This window comes from Tamlana sp. 2_MG-2023 (genome assembly GCF_030548465.1).
Lineage (GTDB): Bacteria > Bacteroidota > Bacteroidia > Flavobacteriales > Flavobacteriaceae > Pseudotamlana.
Genome location: NZ_JAUOSF010000005.1, coordinates 408,000 through 426,034 on the forward strand (window position 1 = coordinate 408,000; position 18,035 = coordinate 426,034).

Below are 18,035 nucleotides of genomic sequence, written 5' to 3' on the forward strand. Positions count from 1 at the left end.
TATGAATTTTAATTTTCTTTCGCCTGTTTCAGATTTAGTTTTAGCACACAACGAATTACTTTCAACGCAAGCCCTAGGAAGAAAGCTTAAAATTCATTCTGAGCAGCATGGTATGCCAGAATTAGATGGTGTTGATATTGCTATTATTGGTGTTCTTGAAAATAGAAATGATATTAATTATATAGGTGAAGAATTTCAGCTACATGAAATTCGTAAATCTTTTTATAGCTTGTTTCCCGGAAGCTGGAATATGACTGTTGCCGATTTAGGCGATATTCATAAAGGAGAAAGTGTTGAGGATACTTATTTTGCCTTGCGAGAAGCTATTAGTTTGCTTGTACAAAAAAAGGTGATTCCTGTAATTCTAGGAGGTTCGCAAGACTTAACTTATGCTAATTACCGTGCTTACGACGATTTAATCCCTATGGTTAATATTGTTAATGTGGATGCGCAATTTAATTTGGGCGACTCTTCAAAACCTATAAAAAACAATAGTTTTGTAGGTAAAATTATTCTCGATGAACCCTATAACCTTTTTAACTACGCCACGATTGGCTACCAAACGTATTTTAATTCCCAAGAGGAGTTAGACTTGATGGATAGCTTATATTTTGAATCTTATCGATTAGGCCAAGTGTCACACGATATTACATCGGTGGAACCTGCATTACGCGATGCCAATATAGTAAGTGTCGATTTAAATGCAGTAAAAGGGTCGGAGCTAGGCTTAAATCAACGTTATTCGCCAAACGGATTGGATGGTAAAGAAATATGCGCTATCGCTAGATATGCAGGCATAAGTAATAAAGTAAGTTCTTTTGGTATTTATGAATATAGGCCTTCAAAAGATGATGATATGACCTCATTGCTGATAGCGCAAATGATGTGGTATTTTATAGAAGGTGTCAATTATAGAGTTTTAGATGATGATTTTTCAGATGAAAATAGTTATCAAAAGTTTACAATTCTTGTTGAAGAAGAGGCTTTAGTGTTCTATAAAAGTAATAAAACAGGTCGTTGGTGGATAGAAATACCATTTTTATCGGAAGTCAATAATAAATTGAAGCGTCATACGTTATTACCATGCATGCACCAAGATTACAAAGATGCTTGTAACAATATTATACCAGAGCGTTGGTACAAAGCATTCCAAAAAAATAGCGTTTAAGGTCAGGTGTTAAAGGTTTGTTAACCGAATTGAACTACCGTTGAAGTGCTAATTTTTTACGATGAAACGTTATTTTTTTAGATAATTAGTTGTTTTTTAAAAAATATATAAATATGTTTACGCTCTCGGAATCGAAAAGCTAAATAAATTAACCTCGAGTTTACTATGGATATGAAGAAGTTATTATTATTAACCGCAGTGTTGGCTGTTCTTGCTAGTTGTGGCTCTAAAGACAGAGGCGAACTAGTTGGTGTGCAAGGAAAAAAATGGCATCCAGAAAAGCCTTATGGAATGCAACTTATTCCTGGAGGAGCGTTTATCATGGGTAAAGCTGATGATGATCTTGCTGGAGTGCATGACGCCCCTGCTAAAACTGTTACTGTTAGGTCTTTTTATATGGACGAAACAGAAATTACGAATAGTGAATACCGTCAGTTTGTAAACTGGGTAAGAGATTCGATAGTAAGAATGAAATTAGCTGTTTTAGCTGATGAAGTTGGGTTAACACCTGAAGATGGTGGTATTGGTGAGTATGCATTTAACGATGTTGATACAACTGATATGTCTGTTTACGAAAAATATATGTTCGAAAACTATACAGGACTTGGGCCAACAGGTTACGAGGGAAGAAAAATCAACAAAGATGTCGATTTAATTTTCGATACTGCTGAATATCCAGATGAGTACTATACAGAGGTTATGGATACGATGTATTTACCTTTAGAAGAATCTTATAATGGACAACGTACTTGGGATGTGACGAAATTTAAATTTCAGTACAATCACATGGACATTCAAGAGGCAGCTAGAAGTAGAGGTGTTAAACGTAAAGACGTTATCATAAAAGAAGAAATTGAAATTTATCCAGATACTACTGTTTGGATTAGAGACTTTGCTTACTCATACAATGAGCCAATGCATAACGATTATTTTTGGCATGATGCTTATAGTGATTATCCTGTAGTAGGAGTGACTTGGAAACAAGCAAAAGCTTTCTGTGAGTGGAGAACACTTTGGAAAAATACGTACCAAAAATCTAAGAGAGGATCAGCAGCTGTAAATACATTTAGATTGCCATCTGAAGCAGAATGGGAATATGCGGCTAGAGGTGGATTGCAAGCCGCAACGTATCCTTGGGGTGGGCCTTATACAAAATCTGATAGAGGTTGTTTTATGGCGAACTTTAAACCTGTAAGAGGAGATTATGCTGCCGATCAAGCGTTATATACTGTTGAAGCTAAGTCTTACGATCCTAATGATTACAACTTATATAACATGGCAGGTAACGTGTCAGAATGGGTAAATGCATCATATGATCCATCTGCCTACGAGTACACTTCTACAATCAATCCAAGTGTAAACGATACTGAAAACCAACGTAAAATTGTAAGAGGCGGGTCTTGGAAAGATGTTGCATACTTCTTACAAGTAAGTTCAAGAGATTATGAGTACGCAGATTCTGCGAGAAGTTATATAGGCTTTAGAACTGTTCAAGATTATATGGGGACACAAGTAACAGCGAACGGTCAGAAGTAAATCGTATTTATAACCAATTTATTAAAACAAAATAATTAAAATTAACCTACTAAAAATTTAAAACCGAACATTATGGCAAAGTCAAAAGCAAACAAGAAATTTATGAATATGGCATACGGATTAGGTGCCGCTATCGTAATTGTTGGAGCATTATTCAAAATTATTCACTTCGAAATTGGACCACTTACAGGTAACGTTATGTTAACTATTGGTCTTGTAACAGAAGCAATTATTTTCGCATTATCAGCATTCGAACCAGTTGATGATGAATTAGATTGGGCTTTAGTATACCCAGAATTAGCTGGAGGAGCACAAAGTAGTAAAGGTGAAGCTAAGCAAGATGCTCAAGGTTTATTGTCTAAAAAATTAGATGATTTATTAAAAGAAGCTAAAATTGACGGAGAATTAATCTCAAGTTTAGGAAACAGCATCAAGAATTTCGAAGGTGCAGCTAAAAACATTAGCCCAACTGTAGATTCAATTCAAGCTACAAAAAAATATGGTGAAGAGATGTCTTTAGCAGCAGCTCAAATGGAATCTTTAAATAGCTTATACAAAGTACAATTAGAAAGTGTAAATAAGCAAGCTAGTATTAACCAAGAGTCTGTTGAAAATGCGGCTAAGTTAGAAGAGCAAATGAAAGCATTAGCATCTAACTTATCTTCTTTAAATGGAGTATACGGAGGTATGTTATCTGCAATGAATAAATAATTAGGGGGAGTTAATCTCAAACTACTAATTAATTAATAATTAATAAAGACCTAATTAACAAACATGGCAGGAGGAAATTTATCACCTAGACAGAAAATGATTAATCTGATGTATTTAATATTTATAGCGATGCTAGCTTTAAATATGTCGAAAGAAGTGCTTTCAGCCTTCGGATTAATGAATGAGAAGCTTACTAAATCTAATGCAGCAAGTACTGTTCAAAACAACAGTTTTATGGCTAACTTAGAACAGAAAGCTGCAGATCAACCAGAGAAATATCAAGAATTAAAAGCTAAAGCGGTTCAAGTTGATGCATTAGCTGATAATTTTGATGCTTACTTAGAAGAATTAAAAGGTAAAATGACCGCTAAAATTGATGATCCTACAGATTATGAGATCATGGATAAAGGTGACTACTTAGATTCACACTTTTTTAAAGGTGACAAGGTTGATACTGAAGGACAGGAATTTTTAAACCAAATCGCAACTTTTAGAGATGGTGTATCTGAGATTTTAAAAGGACAGCCAGGAATGGAACCTGTAATTAAAGATGTACAATCAGAATTCAGTACAGAGCCTGTACCGAACAGAGATAATGTAAAAGTAGATTGGTTAGATTATCACTATAAAGGATTCCCATTAGTGGCTTCTTTAACTAAAATGACACAACTTCAAGCTGATATTAAAACCACTCAAAATGAGGTTTTATCAACGATGCTTCAAGGAACACTTTCTAGTGAGGTGTCTATGACAAACTATACGACTTTGATGGAAACTTCAAAATCAGCTTACTTTAATGGTGAGGAGTTTGATGGTAACATTGTATTAGGTCGTAAAGATGCTTCTACAAAACCAACACGAGTTGAATTAACCTTAGATGGTAAGAAGCTTACTGAAGATGAGTATGTTATCGAAGAAGGTAAAGTGAAACTTAAAATTGGCACAGGGGGTGTAGGAGAACATAAAATTGAAGGTATGCTTATTTTCGCTCAAGATGGTGAGGAAGTAGAAGTGCCTGTGAACTCTTCTTTTGCTACTGTAGCTAAACCGAATTCAGCGACTATTTCAGCTGATAAGATGAATGTGGTTTATAGAGGTGTTAAAAACCCAATGACTATTTCATTCGCCGGTATTCCTGATAATAAAGTAAACGCTAGTGCTTCTGGTTTATCTAGAAGATCTGGAAGTTCTTATGTAATGGATGCAACACGAATAAAGGGAAGAGAAGTAACCATTAATGTTACAGGAACTTTACCTGACGGAAAGAAAGTTGGAGATAAAGCGAAATTCAGAATTAAAGATTTACCAAAACCAACTGGTACAGTAAGAGGTGAAGATGGGTCATTAAAAATGCAACGTAATAGTCTTCAAATTTCTACTATTGGTGCTAAATTTGATGATTTCGATTTCGAATTACCATTACGTGTTACAGGATTTAAATTTAAAGTTCCTGGACAGCCTACAATTAGTGTTAACGGTAACAAGTTAGATAGTAGAGCACAACAGGCATTAGCGAGAGCTAAACGTGGATCTGGTGTTCAAATATTTGACATTGAAGCTAAGGCTACTGGAGTAAGTGTTATACTTAAAAAGGTATCTCCAGTATTTATTGAGCTTACAAACTAAATCTGAGTTAATATTCAAGTACGAGAGTGCTATTAGTATTAAAAGGAAAAAATATAATATTTAACATCCGTAATAGATGACGTTGTTAACAACTGAACCAGTGCGGATGTTTTATAATACCATTGAGAAATAATAAATATAAGCAGATGAATTTAAGAAGTTTTTTATTAACCCTTGTAACTGTTTTTACAGTCTCTAATATTTTTGCTCAAGCGAATATATTAAATGCAAAGAGTCCAGAAGAAATTGGCGTTAGAACAGAAGATCAAAAGGCCGTAGATAATGATAAACCTTTGGAATATGGTTATGTTGATGATAGAGATATCTTATTTTCTAAAATGGTTTGGGAAAAAGTAGTTCTTGATGAGCGTGCAAACTTTCCGTTATATTATCCTATTGATACCAATAATATTGGTCAAGATAGACGTTCACTGTATGATGTTTTAACAAAGAGTATTAAAAATGGAGACATCGAAAATATATATGCTGATTCTTATTTTACAACAAAAAGAACATTAAAGGATTTAGAGGCATCGTTAGCTATGGTTGATACTACAGAATTAGGTATTGAGCAAATTAATGCTGGTGAAACTTTATCTGCAGAATATATTAACAGAAGAGATATTACAGCTGCTGATATCAAAGAATATCATATCAAAGGATTATGGTATTTTGATAAGCGTCAAGCTGAAATGAAATACAGACTATTAGGTATTGCTCCAGTAGCGCCAGATGTTAACTTTATCGATACAGATCAACCTGATTTAGTTGAATTGTTTTGGGTATTTTTCCCAGATGCTAGAGAGGTATTACACGAAGCAAAATCGTTTAATAATGAAAATAGTTCTATACCGTTTTCGTTCGATCACGTGCTAAACGCTAGACGTTTCCATGGTTATATCTATAGAGAAGAGAATGTTCAAGGCGATAGAGCCATTTCTGAATATGTTTCTGATAATGCTTTAATGCAACTTTTAGAATCTCAAAGAATTAAAGATAAAATTAGAGATTTTGAACTTGATATGTGGACCTATTAATTTTAAAATTCATTTATTATTATATAACGCCTGCTTTTAAAGCGGGCGTTTTTTTGTTTTATACTTTCTTAATAGCATTGATGATTCATGGATTTATATGTTCCAATATTAATTATTAGAGGTCGGTAGATAAATACTTATAATTTAAACTAAAGATAAATTTGAAAATGTGAATGTTGTATGTAGTACTATTGTCGGTTCGAGCGCAGTCGAGAACTTTTCGGTTTAAAAATCGGATCTCGACTGCGCTCGATCTGACAGTCGGCTAAATCTCAACTTAAAAGTATGTAACTAGCTACTGACCTCTATTAATTATTTTTAGTGAATAGAATGAATATAATTGTTACACGAGTTTTATCTGATGGTGATCTATTTTAGGTTAAATTTGTAGATATAAATAATGACTAGTGATGTAGCATGCTATCAGGTTTAGTAAGGTAAAACCTTACTTTTTAACAACTATGATACTATTATTTTCTTAACTTTATTTATTATTAAACCATTGAACATATCTTTATTTAACACAAAAACTGTATTTATGAACAAAATTACCAGAATATTCATCGTTTTTTTACTGACCTCTACGGTGTCATTTGCCCAAGAAGATGCGCCAGCTGCTAGTTCTAGCGAAGCACAGGCTAATAATCCATTAGCAAATATGACATCTTTAAGTTTTCAGAACTATTATTTTCCAAAATTGTCTGAGGCGCCAGACGCTGCCTTTATGAATACCACATGGTTGCGTTTTGCAAAACCATTTTCTAAGGGTAAGTTGCTTTTAAGAGCATCTATGCCTTTTTCAACTTTAGGAATGCCTAATGTCAATGGAGTTGTAAATACAACAAGTGGTGTTGGAGATTTTAATGCCTTCTTATCGTATAATTTTGTATCAAATGCTACGACAACCATGGGTATCGGACCATCCATTACAGCGCCTACTGCTAGTGATGATGTTTTAGGTTCTGGTAAATGGCAAGGAGGTTTTGCTTTTGTTGCTTTCGTAGCGAAGTCTCCAGTTTTTCAATTCGGAACATTAATTACATGGCAAGCATCTTTTGCAGGTGATTCTGATCGTGATTCAACGAGTTTGGCGGCTATTCAACCCTTTTACTTCTGGCAACTGGGTAAAGGAACTTATTTAAGAGGGGTTCCTATTTGGGTTATGGACTTTGAAAAGGAAGCTTACTCATTTCCTATTGCTTTAGGTATTGGAAAAGTAATAAAAATGGGCAATACGGTATTTAATATGTACGTAGAGCCACAGTATTCTATTTATGTACAAGGCGTTCAACCTGTATTTCAAGTGTTAACAGGTATTAATTTACAATTTATGAAATAAAGAGCAAGGTCTTTACGGACTGCTAAGTTTATAAAATCTCAGGTTATATCTATAATCTGAGATTTTTTAGTTTTATAAAAAACAGAAAAATAACGCATATCCAAAGAGACTATATTTTGTTACGATGAAATAGAAAGCAAAAAGGAGATTTTATTACAGTGATATTAAAAGAGCGATGGTATTATTACCTTTGGGAATTCAAGACAGATGTCAATAAAATAATTATGAAAGTAGATTATATAATAGTAGGAGGAGGAATTGCAGGTATTAGTTTTTGTGAACAATTAAAAAAGCATAATAAAACCTTTATTATTTTTGATAATGCCTCTCAACAGTCTTCTGCTGTTGCGGGTGGTTTGTATAATCCGGTGGTGCTAAAACGGTTTACATCAGTTTGGAAAAGTGATGAACAGTTGGCACTAGCCTTACCGCTTTATGCTAGTATTGAAAAGGAATTAGGAGTTAAATTAGATTATAAAATTCCAGTTTATAGAAAATTTGCTTCGTTAGAAGAACAAAATGATTGGTTTGCTGCTTGCGACAAACCATTACTTTCAAAATGGTTGTCTCCTAAAGTTATAAGAAATGATAATGCTGCTATTGATGCCCCGTTTGGTTATGGAGAGGTTCTAGAAACCGGACGTATTGATGTCAATACCATGGTTAAGGCTTATGAGAATGATTTACGTGCAAAAGGTCTATATTTTGACGCTCCTTTTGAATATGGTGTGTTAGAAAGTCACCAAGATCAAGTTCAATACAAAAATATCACAACGTCACAGGTGGTTTTTTGTGAAGGATATGGTGTAAAACAAAATCCGTTTTTTAATTTTTTACCGCTGGTTCCCGCAAAAGGGGAGTTGCTTATTATTCACGCCCCTGAATTACAAATTGATTACGTGCTAAAAGCTGGTGTATTTTTAATTCCGTTAGGGGAAGACCAGTATATTGTTGGTGCTACTTATGAATGGAAGGATTTAAGTAACCAAGTTTCAGACAAGGCGAAAAATGAACTTTTAGATAAATTAGAAAAATTGATTAGTTGTCCGTTTGAGGTCGTGAATCAAGTGGCAGGCATCAGACCGACAGTTAAAGATAGACGTCCGTTAGTGGGGCGACACCCAGATCATAAAAACCTGTATGTTTTAAATGGTCTAGGAACACGAGGCGTTATGATTGGGCCTTATGTAGCGCAGCAACTTTACAATTATATTGAAAACAATGCCCGTTTAGAAAAGGAAGTTGATATTAAACGTTTTGAACCTTAAGAGCTCAATTTTAATCTAGAAATGTGTGCTTGGTTTTTAGAGTTGCGTTAGGGATAATAGTGAAAATCCTTTTTTCGAGGCACGAGTAAAAAGATTGTAACGGATAGCCCGACCCTTGTGGTAACGCCCAAAAATTATTTTTTCTTAGCCAGATTCTTATCGTAACTCATGAAAATATTAATCCAAATATTTCGTGAAAGCCTTAAAATAATAGGCATACAAACAATTAACGTAGCTATAATTGAGATGAAAATAGTATTGATGCCAGCGTTAAAAACAAAAAACGAAATCACAAATGCGGCTACAGCAAAAGCGATGCCTACACCATAACTCACGTACATGGAACCGTAAAAAAAGGAAGGTTCGATTTTGTATTTCGTACCGCAATTAGAGCATTTTTCATGCATGTCTAAGGCTTCAGATAAGATGTACGGGTTGGTATTTTTAAACATAGATTCTTCATGACATTTTGGACATGTCCCAGTAAAAATGCTATATATTTTAGATCCTTTTTTAAACATATAATTTAATGTATTTTTGCAAGCTCAATCGCAGGACAAAAATAATATTTTAATACTAAAGCGCTTGTGATAAAAGTTACATTTCTATGATGAACATTCATAATTTATCGATTTCATTTCAAGGGGAATACCTATTTGAAGATATTACTTTCAAACTTGGTAATGGTGATAGAATCGGGTTAATTGGAAAAAATGGTGCCGGTAAATCGACAATGCTTAAAATCCTGTCGAAAGAAATGGAACCCGATACAGGGCAAATTGCGGCCGATAAAGAATTAAAAATTGGTTTCTTAAAACAGGATATCGATTTTATTTTAGGTAGAACCGTTTTGGAGGAATCTTACGAAGCTTTTACAGAAATTAAAGAAGTGGAGGCTAAAATGGAGTCTGTTAATACCGAAATGGCCGAACGTACCGATTATGAAAGTGAAGGGTACCATCAATTAATGGTTGATATTAATGAGCTTCAACATCAGTATGAAATTTTAGGCGGTTATAACTACCAAGGAGATACTGAAAAAATCCTTCAAGGTTTAGGTTTTAAACGTGAAGATTTTGATAAGCTTACCGATACTTTTTCGGGTGGATGGCGTATGCGTATTGAATTGGCTAAATTATTACTTCAAAATAATGATATCTTACTTCTGGATGAGCCTACCAACCACTTGGATATTGAATCTATTATTTGGTTAGAAGGGTTTTTAAGAAATTATGCTGGAGCTGTAGCTATCGTATCGCACGATAAAATGTTTTTAGATAATGTGACGAACCGTACCATTGAGATTTCCTTGGGACGTATTTATGATTATCCGAAGCCATATTCTCAGTTTTTGGTTCTGCGTGAAGAGTTAAGAACACAGCAGTTAGCGTCTCAAAAAAATCAGCAGAAGCAAATTGAGCAAACTGAAAAGCTTATTGAGAAATTCCGTGCTAAGGCTTCTAAAGCAACCATGGCGCAATCGCTTATTAAAAAGCTGGATAAAATTGATCGTATAGAGGTTGATGAAGATGATAACAGCGTGATGACGCTAAATTTCCCAGTGTCTATTACACCTGGAAAAGTTGTGGTAGAAGCTGAAGGTGTTTCTAAAAACTACGGTGACAATCATGTCTTGAAAAATATAGATTTACTTATTGAACGTGATAGTAAAACTGCTTTTGTTGGACAAAACGGACAAGGGAAATCAACATTAGCCAAAATTATGGTTGGTGATGTAAAATACAACGGTCATTTAAAACTGGGGCATAATGTTCAAATAGGGTATTTTGCACAAAACCAAGCTGAATATCTAGATGGTAACAAAACCGTGTATGATACGATGGTTGACGCTGCCAACGAAAAGAATAGAAGTAAGGTTCGTGATATTTTAGGGTCATTTTTATTTCGTGGGGAAGAGGCCGATAAATATGTGCGTGTCTTATCTGGTGGTGAGCGAAATCGTTTGGCTTTAGCGAAACTGATGCTGCAACCTTTTAACGTCCTAATTATGGATGAGCCTACCAACCACTTAGACATAAAATCTAAAAATGTATTAAAAGATGCTTTGAAACGTTTTGAAGGCACCTTGATTTTAGTGTCTCACGATCGTGATTTTTTACAAGGCTTAACCAATATTGTTTATGAGTTTAAAGATCATAAGCTGAAAGAATATTTAGGAGATATTGATTTTTACTTAGAGCAGCGTAAAGTTGAAAATTTAAGAGAAGTTGAAAAACGAACTGTAGTTAAAAAAGAAGAAGCTCCTAAAGAAAAAAAGCAACAATCTTACGAAGACCAAAAGAAGTTAAAGTCTTTAAATAACAAGCTTAGTAATGTCGAGTCTAAAATCAATCAATTAGAGCGCGACATAAAAGCTATAGACGTTGAGCTTGAAGTGAATTATGAAGAAACCACTTCCAAACCTAATTTCTTTGATGACTACCAAAAAAAGAAATCTGATTTAGAAGGATTTATTGAAAAATGGGAAGAAATTCATATGGAAATAGATGAATTCGATGTTTAGAATTTAAGTTTTTTTTAACCTTTTGCAGTAAAGTATTGGGTAATTTTGGCGACTATACCGCTAAATTTATACGAATGCGAAAAATTATACTTTCTGCAATAGGCGTTTTGCTTATTGTATTTTCCTTTTTGTTTGCAAAAAAACTGATTGCAAGTAAAAACAAGCCTAAACCAGTTAAAGAAAAAGTTGTTAAAACAGTTTTTACAGATACGGTTAAAAATACAACAGTTAAAATTATAATTCCTGCAAATGGAAGTTTAGTAGCCAAACGTCGTGTAGAATTATATGCGGAAGTTCAAGGTGTTTTCAAGCCATCGCGTGTACTTTTTAAACCTGGTCAAGAATATAGAAAAGGCCAAACTTTAATTGGTATGGATGCTGCCGAATATTACGCAAGCGTCCAGTCTGCAAAAAGTGACTTATACAATACGCTATCTTCAATTATGCCAGATTTGCGTTTGGATTTTCCAGACGTTTACGAAAAATGGCAAACCTATCTGAATAGTTTCGACATCAATAAATCAACGCCAAAATTGCCAGAAATGACTTCCGAAAAGGAAAACTATTTCATTACTGGTCGTGGTATTGTTTCCAGCTATTACAACGTTAAAAACTTAGAACAGCGTTTATCTAAATATAATATTACAGCACCTTTTTCTGGAATTCTAACGGAAGCTTTGGTTACCGAAGGTTCTTTAATTCGTAGCGGACAAAAATTAGGGGAGTTTATAGATCCTTCTGTATATGAAATGGAAGTGGCTCTTAGTAAAGGCTATGCGAGCTTACTAAAAGTTGGAGAGCCTGTAACGTTAAATAATTTGGATGAAACGGAAACGTATCAAGGTCGTGTTTCTCGTGTAAACGGAAGTATTGATGCAACTACCCAAACCATAACAGCTTATATCGATGTTGAAAATGAAAACCTTAAAGAAGGCATGTATTTAGAAGCTCGAGTAGACGCTAAAGAAGAGGTAAATGCGATTGAAATTGACAGGAATCTGTTATTAGAAGATCATGAAGTTTTTGTGGTTCGCGATAGCATTTTAGATGTCGTTCCTGTAAAACCAGTGCATTTCTCGGAAACCAAAGTCGTTTTAAAAGACATACCTGACGGTACCGTTATCTTGAAAAAAGCTGTTCCAGGCGCTTACGTAGGTATGCTGGTAAGGCCTTTTAAAGATGAAACTTCTAAAACCAACGCTAAATAATGAGGAAACTAATCGCGTATTTTATCAAGTACCACGTTGCGGTTAACGTGTTTCTTTTGGCGTTTTTTGTTTTTGGGGTTATAGGAGTAGTTTCACTTAAGTCGTCTTTTTTTCCGCTAATAGATTCTAAAATCATTACCATAAATGTGACCTACCCAGGTGCTTCTCCTCAAGAGATTGAAGAGGGTGTGGTTTTGAAAATTGAAGATAATCTTAAAGGTTTAAGAGGGCTTGATCGGGTCACTTCAGTTTCGAAAGAAAATAGCGGAACCATTACCGTTGAAATTGAAAAGGGTGAGAATATAGACTTCATGCTCTTAGAAGTTAAGAATGCTGTAGACCGTGTGCCATCTTTCCCAACGGGAATGGAACCTTTAATTGTTGCTAAGCGTGAAGAGGTAAGAGAAACAATTTCTTTCGCTTTAAGCGGAAAAAATGTGCCACTAGTCACTTTAAAGCAAATCGGTAGGCAAATTGAAAATGATTTACGTGCCATAAATGGCATTTCCCAAGTTGAAGTAACCGGTTATCCAGAAGAGGAAATTGAAATAGCAGTAGACGAAAGTAGTTTATTAGCTTATAATATCAGCTTCAGCGATGTTTCCCAAGCCATTGGAACTTCTAATATTTTGGTAACTGGTGGAAATATTAAAACTGACGCTGAAGAATATTTAATACGTGCCAATAACAGATCGTATTACGGTGATGAATTATCTAATATTGTTATCAAAGCAACTAACAACGGTAAAACAGTAAGGTTAAAAGATGTTGCCATAATTCGCGATCGTTTTTCAGAAACACCCAATGCTACTTTTTATAATGAAGAGTTAGCAGTTAATATTACAGTAACGAGTACCAACAATGAAGATTTAATGTCTTCCGCCGATAGGGTAAATGAATATATTGAAGGCTATAACCAAAGTCACAATAATGTTGAATTAAATGTTGTTCAGGATAGATCCATTCCTTTAAGTCAGCGTACGCAACTTTTAGCTGAAAATGCGATCGTTGGTATGCTTCTCGTTTTAGCTTTCTTATCGTTGTTTTTAAATACCCGTTTGGCATTTTGGGTAGCTTTTGGTTTGCCGGTTTCCTTTTTAGGGATGTTTATTTTTGCCGGTCAGTTTGATGTGACCATTAATGTACTGTCTCTTTTCGGAATGATTATCGTTATCGGAATCCTCGTGGATGATGGTATTGTGATCGCCGAGAATATTTATCAGCATTACGAAAAAGGCAAGACGCCAATCCAAGCGGCTATCGATGGTACCATGGAAGTTATTCCTCCTGTGGTTTCAGCAATCATTACAACACTATTAGCTTTTTCTCTCTTTTTATTCTTAGACAGTCGAATTGGTGAATTTTTCAGTGAAGTCTCGGTTATCGTAATTTTAACCTTGGTGGTTTCATTAATCGAAGCGCTAATTATATTACCGGCGCATTTAGCGCATTCTAAAGCATTGCATAAACCTGTTGAAGAAGAAAACCCTTCAAAAGTAAAACAGTTTTTTGCCAAAATGCGAGGCATTAATAAACTTGGCGATAAAATAATGTCTTTCCTAAGAGATAAGGTATATAGTCCTACTTTCGATTTCGTATTAGAATTTAAGTTTTTATCTCTTGGTATTTTTATGGCTTTGTTGATTTTAACTTTCGGGTCTATTGGTGGAGGTATTATTGGAACAACCATTTTCCCTTCCATTGCCAGCGACCGTGTGAGTATAGAACTTGATATGCCGAATGGTACTAATGTGAAGATTACAGACTCTATCATTTCTATGATTGAAGAAAAATCCTTTATTGTTAATCAAGAGCTTACTGATAAATATTTAAAAGGTACAGGAAAGGAACTTTTTGAAAATACGATATTAACCTTAAACAGTACATCAAGTGCGCGTTTAAGTATCAATTTATTACCAGGTGAAGAACGACCTGATGAAATTAGTTCTAGTTTGGTGGCTAATCGATTAAGGGAACTGGTTGGGCCAGTTGTTGGAACAGAACGATTAATTTTTGGTTCTGGAGGAAATTTTGGAGGAAGTCCGGTTTCGGTGTCATTATTAAGTAATAACATAACCGATTTAAAAGGTGCTAAAGAGGAGTTGAAAAAAGTACTTCAAGAAAACCCGCTATTAAAAGATGTTGAAGATAATGATCCTGCTGGGATTAAAGAAATTCGACTAGAATTAAAAGAAAGTGCCTATTTACTGGGCTTAAATTTAAGAAGTGTGATGGATCAAGTGCGTGCCGGATTTTTTGGTGTGCAAGCACAACGTTTTCAGCGTGGACAAGATGAAATTCGAGTATGGGTGCGTTACGACAGATCTAATAGAGAGTCTATAAACAATTTGGACGACATGCATATCATCACTCCAACAGGTAACCGTGTGACCTTAAAAGATATTGCTAATTATTCTATTGAAAGAGGTGATGTGGCAATAAACCATTTACTTGGCCAACGTGAAATTCAGGTTTCTGCCGATTTAAAAGACCCAAGTACGAGTACAACAGATATTTTAAATGATATCAAGACGAATGTTATTCCGGCTATTCAATCCAAATACCCTACAATTTCAACGTCTTATGAAGGTCAGAATAGAGAGAAAAATAAACTCTTTGATTCTTTGGGTAAGGCGGGGATTCCAATTTTACTGCTTATTTATATCACGATTGCCTTTACATTCAGAAGTTATAGTCAGCCAATATTGTTAATTCTATTGGTACCTTTCAGTTTAACCGCTGTCGCTTGGGGGCATTGGCTTTTAGGATTCCCGGTAAATGTGTTGTCTATGTTAGGTATTATTGCATTAATTGGGATTATGGTAAACGATGGTCTCGTATTAATAGGCAAGTTTAATAGTAACTTAAAAGAGGGCATGTTGTTTGATGATGCCCTTTTGGAAGCTGGAAAATCGAGATTCAGAGCTATTTTCTTAACTTCACTTACTACAGTAGCTGGATTAGCGCCTTTACTATTAGAGAAAAGTAGACAAGCACAATTTTTAAAACCTATGGCTATTTCAATATCCTTCGGAATCGCTTATGCCACCATATTAACTTTATTGGTGTTACCATTATTTTTATCGTTTAGTAACGATATTAAGAAAAATGTAAAGTGGTTGGCAACCGGTAAAGACGTGACTAAAGAAGAAGTTGAACGCGCTATTAAAGAACAAAATGAAGAGAATGCACATTAAATCCCTTGTTTTTAGTATCCTATTGTTTTCGCAAGCCTCGTCGTTATTTGCTCAAGAGGTATTAACGCAGCAAGAAGCAGTAAGTTTGGCACTCGAGCACAACTACGGTATTAAATTAGTGAATACCGATGTAGAGATTGCTAAAAATAATGCCGATATTTTAAATTCTGGCTATTTGCCTACACTAACGGGAAATGCCGGCGCGACTTTTAATAAAGATAATACAGAGGCTGAGTTTGCCGATGGAAGAGTTACAGAGCTAACGGGAGCAGAAAGTTCGAGATATAATGCTTCGGTAGATTTAAACTATGTGCTTTTCGATGGTTTAGGGCGCTCATATAACTATAAACGTCTTAAAGAAACTGAGGCGTTAACAGCACTTGAAGCACGTGCTACTATTGAAAATACCGTTCTGCAACTATTTACGGTATATTATAATGTAGCGGAGATTGCAGATAATTACAATGCCATCACCCAAACCTTTGCAATTTCCAAAGACAGATTAATTCGTGCTGAGTATCAATTTGAATATGGACAGAATACTAAACTTGATGTACTTAATGCCGAAGTTGATATCAATAACGATAGTATTACCATGATGAACACAAGACAACAGCTTAGAAATTACAAGCGTGATTTAAATGTGGTTTTAGGAAATTCGCTTTCTGATACTTTCGATGTTGATACCGATATCAATTTCAATACCATATATAATAAGGAAGAATTGAAGCAAAAGGCCATTGCAAATAATGTGAGCATTTTGCAGGTTGATAAAAATATTGACATTAGTAGACTAGGGGTGAATTCCGAAAAATCGGCTTTTTTGCCTACGGTAGGTTTAATAGGAAGTTATGGGTGGAATAAAAACGATAACAATGCAGCTTCTTTCGTGGCGGTCTCAACATCCAATGGTTTGTCTGGCGGATTAAACCTAAGTTGGAACTTGTTTGATGGTGGTAGTACGATTACGCGAGTTAAAAACGCTAAGATTAGTTTAGAAGCACAGAATATTCAAAAGCAGCAACTACTAGTCTCTTTAGAACGCGATTTCGATAATGCTTGGGATAATTACCATAACCGATTAAACATTTACCGACTAGAGGAAGATAATATACGAACCTCTCAAAATAACTTCGACCGTACGGAAGAAAAATTCAAACTAGGTCAAGTCAATTCCATTGAGTTTCGTTTGGCACAAGTAAATCTTCTAAACGCTGAGTTAAATAGAAACAGAGCAAAGTATTTAGCTAAAGTTGCCGAAATTGAATTACTTCAAATTAGTGGAGAACTGTTGAATGTAGAGTTTTAGTCGTCACTGTTACGCGTAGAATTATTTCAGACACAGATTTCATAGATTTTTTACGTGTATCAACTTTGCGTCTTAGCGAGAAAAAGTATTCATTACACCGAGCTGCGCTGAGGATTTCACAGAGGAACACGAAGCACTAATAATGAATATTAAGTAGAATATCAGATTGAGCCTGCCTATCGGCAGACAGGCGCAGTCGAGATCCAATTTTTTAGACACGACTGAGCTTCCCTAAATAGAGTTGCCCGTTTTTAATTTAAACGATACCGCCTTTCGTCAGGAACGACAACTTCTGTCTTCGGTCTCCCGTCAAATTTTAACTATTCACTATTCATTTTTAATTATTACTCTTTCTGCGGAATTGTTTTGAGTACATATAATGTATACCTATATGTAGATAGCGAAACATTCAATCACTTTTAGAGTTTTTAGAAGATTTCGTGATAAAAGAATACTTCAAACACAAAAACAAGAGACCAATTAAGCGGAAGCAGCCATGTTTTGGCGTTTGTTACCCCAGTGTAAAGTCTTTTTTAAGTATTCTAAAAGATAAATCAAGCAAAAATCAACAATAATTCCGCCAGATCTAACCAAAACAGAAGTATTCTAACCAGGGTTTTCCATATAAAACAAGGACTATTACAAAAGTATTAATGGAGTAGAGGGTGATCAAACTAGAATTCATACAAACCACGCAAAACTTTTTTCAGTCATAAAACACAGATTCACTGTAAGTTAAAACAAAGATCAAAAAATAATCAAAAAAAGCCCATAAAAAGTTTGTTGGTTACGAGGAAACAGTTGTATATTTGCACCCCGCTAACAAAGGCGTAGCAGTTGTAGCGGTAGTTCATTTAACAGTTTTGGAGGTGTTAAATTAGGGTTAAAAAACTTTAAAAAATAATCAAAAAAACATTGTGATATTAAATAAAGGTTGTATGTTAGCAGCCGCTAAAAACAGCATGTCTGTTGAAGCAAAATTAAGTTCATAAAGCGTTTTGAGATTGTGATTAAAGTTTGAAAAAAAACTTTTAAAAAAAATATCAAAAAAACATTGTGAGTTAAGAAAAAGGGTTTTACATTTGCACCCGCTTAGCAAGGAAACGAGCTAA

The 18,035-nt window shown here is 34.8% G+C and carries 12 protein-coding genes; 11 read left to right on the plus strand and 1 reads right to left on the minus strand.

The genetic code is table 11. The features are described 5' to 3' along the window. Position 1: 1 nt before the first annotated feature. The 7 genes from Q4566_RS11265 (at position 2) to Q4566_RS11295 (ending at position 8,685) form a co-directional block, all read left to right on the plus strand. Positions 2-1,168 carry a formimidoylglutamase gene (locus Q4566_RS11265; protein WP_303421202.1) on the plus strand — a complete coding sequence of 389 codons (1,167 nt, stop codon included), beginning with the start codon at positions 2-4 and terminating at the stop codon, positions 1,166-1,168. 171 nt (positions 1,169-1,339) lie between these two features. Further along, complete coding sequence (gene gldK, locus Q4566_RS11270) at positions 1,340-2,704, plus strand: gliding motility lipoprotein GldK (RefSeq protein WP_303421204.1); 1,365 nt, start codon at positions 1,340-1,342, stop codon at positions 2,702-2,704. Positions 2,705-2,776: 72 nt separating this feature from the next. Next, a complete protein-coding gene (gene gldL, locus Q4566_RS11275) occupies positions 2,777-3,415 on the plus strand; it encodes a gliding motility protein GldL (protein ID WP_303421205.1) in 639 nt (212 codons plus the stop codon). Between the two features lie 63 nt (positions 3,416-3,478). Further along, on the plus strand, positions 3,479-5,041 hold the full coding sequence (gldM, locus tag Q4566_RS11280; RefSeq protein WP_303421207.1) for a gliding motility protein GldM: 1,563 nt from the start codon (positions 3,479-3,481) through the stop codon (positions 5,039-5,041). 146 nt (positions 5,042-5,187) lie between these two features. Then, on the plus strand, positions 5,188-6,078 hold the full coding sequence (gene gldN, locus Q4566_RS11285; protein WP_303421209.1) for a gliding motility protein GldN: 891 nt from the start codon (positions 5,188-5,190) through the stop codon (positions 6,076-6,078). A gap of 538 nt (positions 6,079-6,616) precedes the next feature. Next, positions 6,617-7,417, plus strand: coding sequence for a hypothetical protein (locus Q4566_RS11290; protein WP_303421211.1), 801 nt, complete (start codon positions 6,617-6,619; stop codon positions 7,415-7,417). A 224-nt stretch (positions 7,418-7,641) separates the two neighbouring features. Beyond that, positions 7,642-8,685 (plus strand): FAD-binding oxidoreductase, encoded by a 1,044-nt coding sequence (locus tag Q4566_RS11295; protein WP_303421216.1) that lies wholly within the window; start codon positions 7,642-7,644, stop codon positions 8,683-8,685. Between the two features lie 134 nt (positions 8,686-8,819). Here Q4566_RS11295 and Q4566_RS11300 read toward each other — a convergent pair whose 3' ends face one another. Next, positions 8,820-9,206, minus strand: a complete 387-nt coding sequence (locus Q4566_RS11300; protein WP_303421218.1) for a DUF983 domain-containing protein — start codon at positions 9,204-9,206, stop codon at positions 8,820-8,822. A gap of 86 nt (positions 9,207-9,292) precedes the next feature. On the opposite strand from Q4566_RS11300, the gene Q4566_RS11305 reads away from it, so the two are divergent. The 4 genes from Q4566_RS11305 to Q4566_RS11320 all read left to right on the plus strand — a co-directional run bounded on the left by Q4566_RS11305 (position 9,293) and on the right by Q4566_RS11320 (position 16,923). Next, the gene (locus tag Q4566_RS11305) at positions 9,293-11,209 is read left to right on the plus strand and encodes an ABC-F family ATP-binding cassette domain-containing protein (RefSeq protein ID WP_303421220.1); all 1,917 of its coding nucleotides are present in this window, start codon (positions 9,293-9,295) and stop codon (positions 11,207-11,209) included. Positions 11,210-11,283: 74 nt separating this feature from the next. After that, positions 11,284-12,417, plus strand: a complete 1,134-nt coding sequence (locus Q4566_RS11310; protein ID WP_303421222.1) for an efflux RND transporter periplasmic adaptor subunit — start codon at positions 11,284-11,286, stop codon at positions 12,415-12,417. Further along, on the plus strand, positions 12,417-15,614 hold the full coding sequence (locus Q4566_RS11315; protein WP_303421226.1) for an efflux RND transporter permease subunit: 3,198 nt from the start codon (positions 12,417-12,419) through the stop codon (positions 15,612-15,614). The genes Q4566_RS11310 and Q4566_RS11315 overlap by 1 nt, the downstream gene beginning before the upstream one ends. Further along, positions 15,604-16,923 carry a TolC family protein gene (locus Q4566_RS11320; RefSeq protein ID WP_303421228.1) on the plus strand — a complete coding sequence of 440 codons (1,320 nt, stop codon included), beginning with the start codon at positions 15,604-15,606 and terminating at the stop codon, positions 16,921-16,923. The genes Q4566_RS11315 and Q4566_RS11320 overlap by 11 nt, the downstream gene beginning before the upstream one ends. Positions 16,924-18,035: the final 1,112 nt, after the last annotated feature.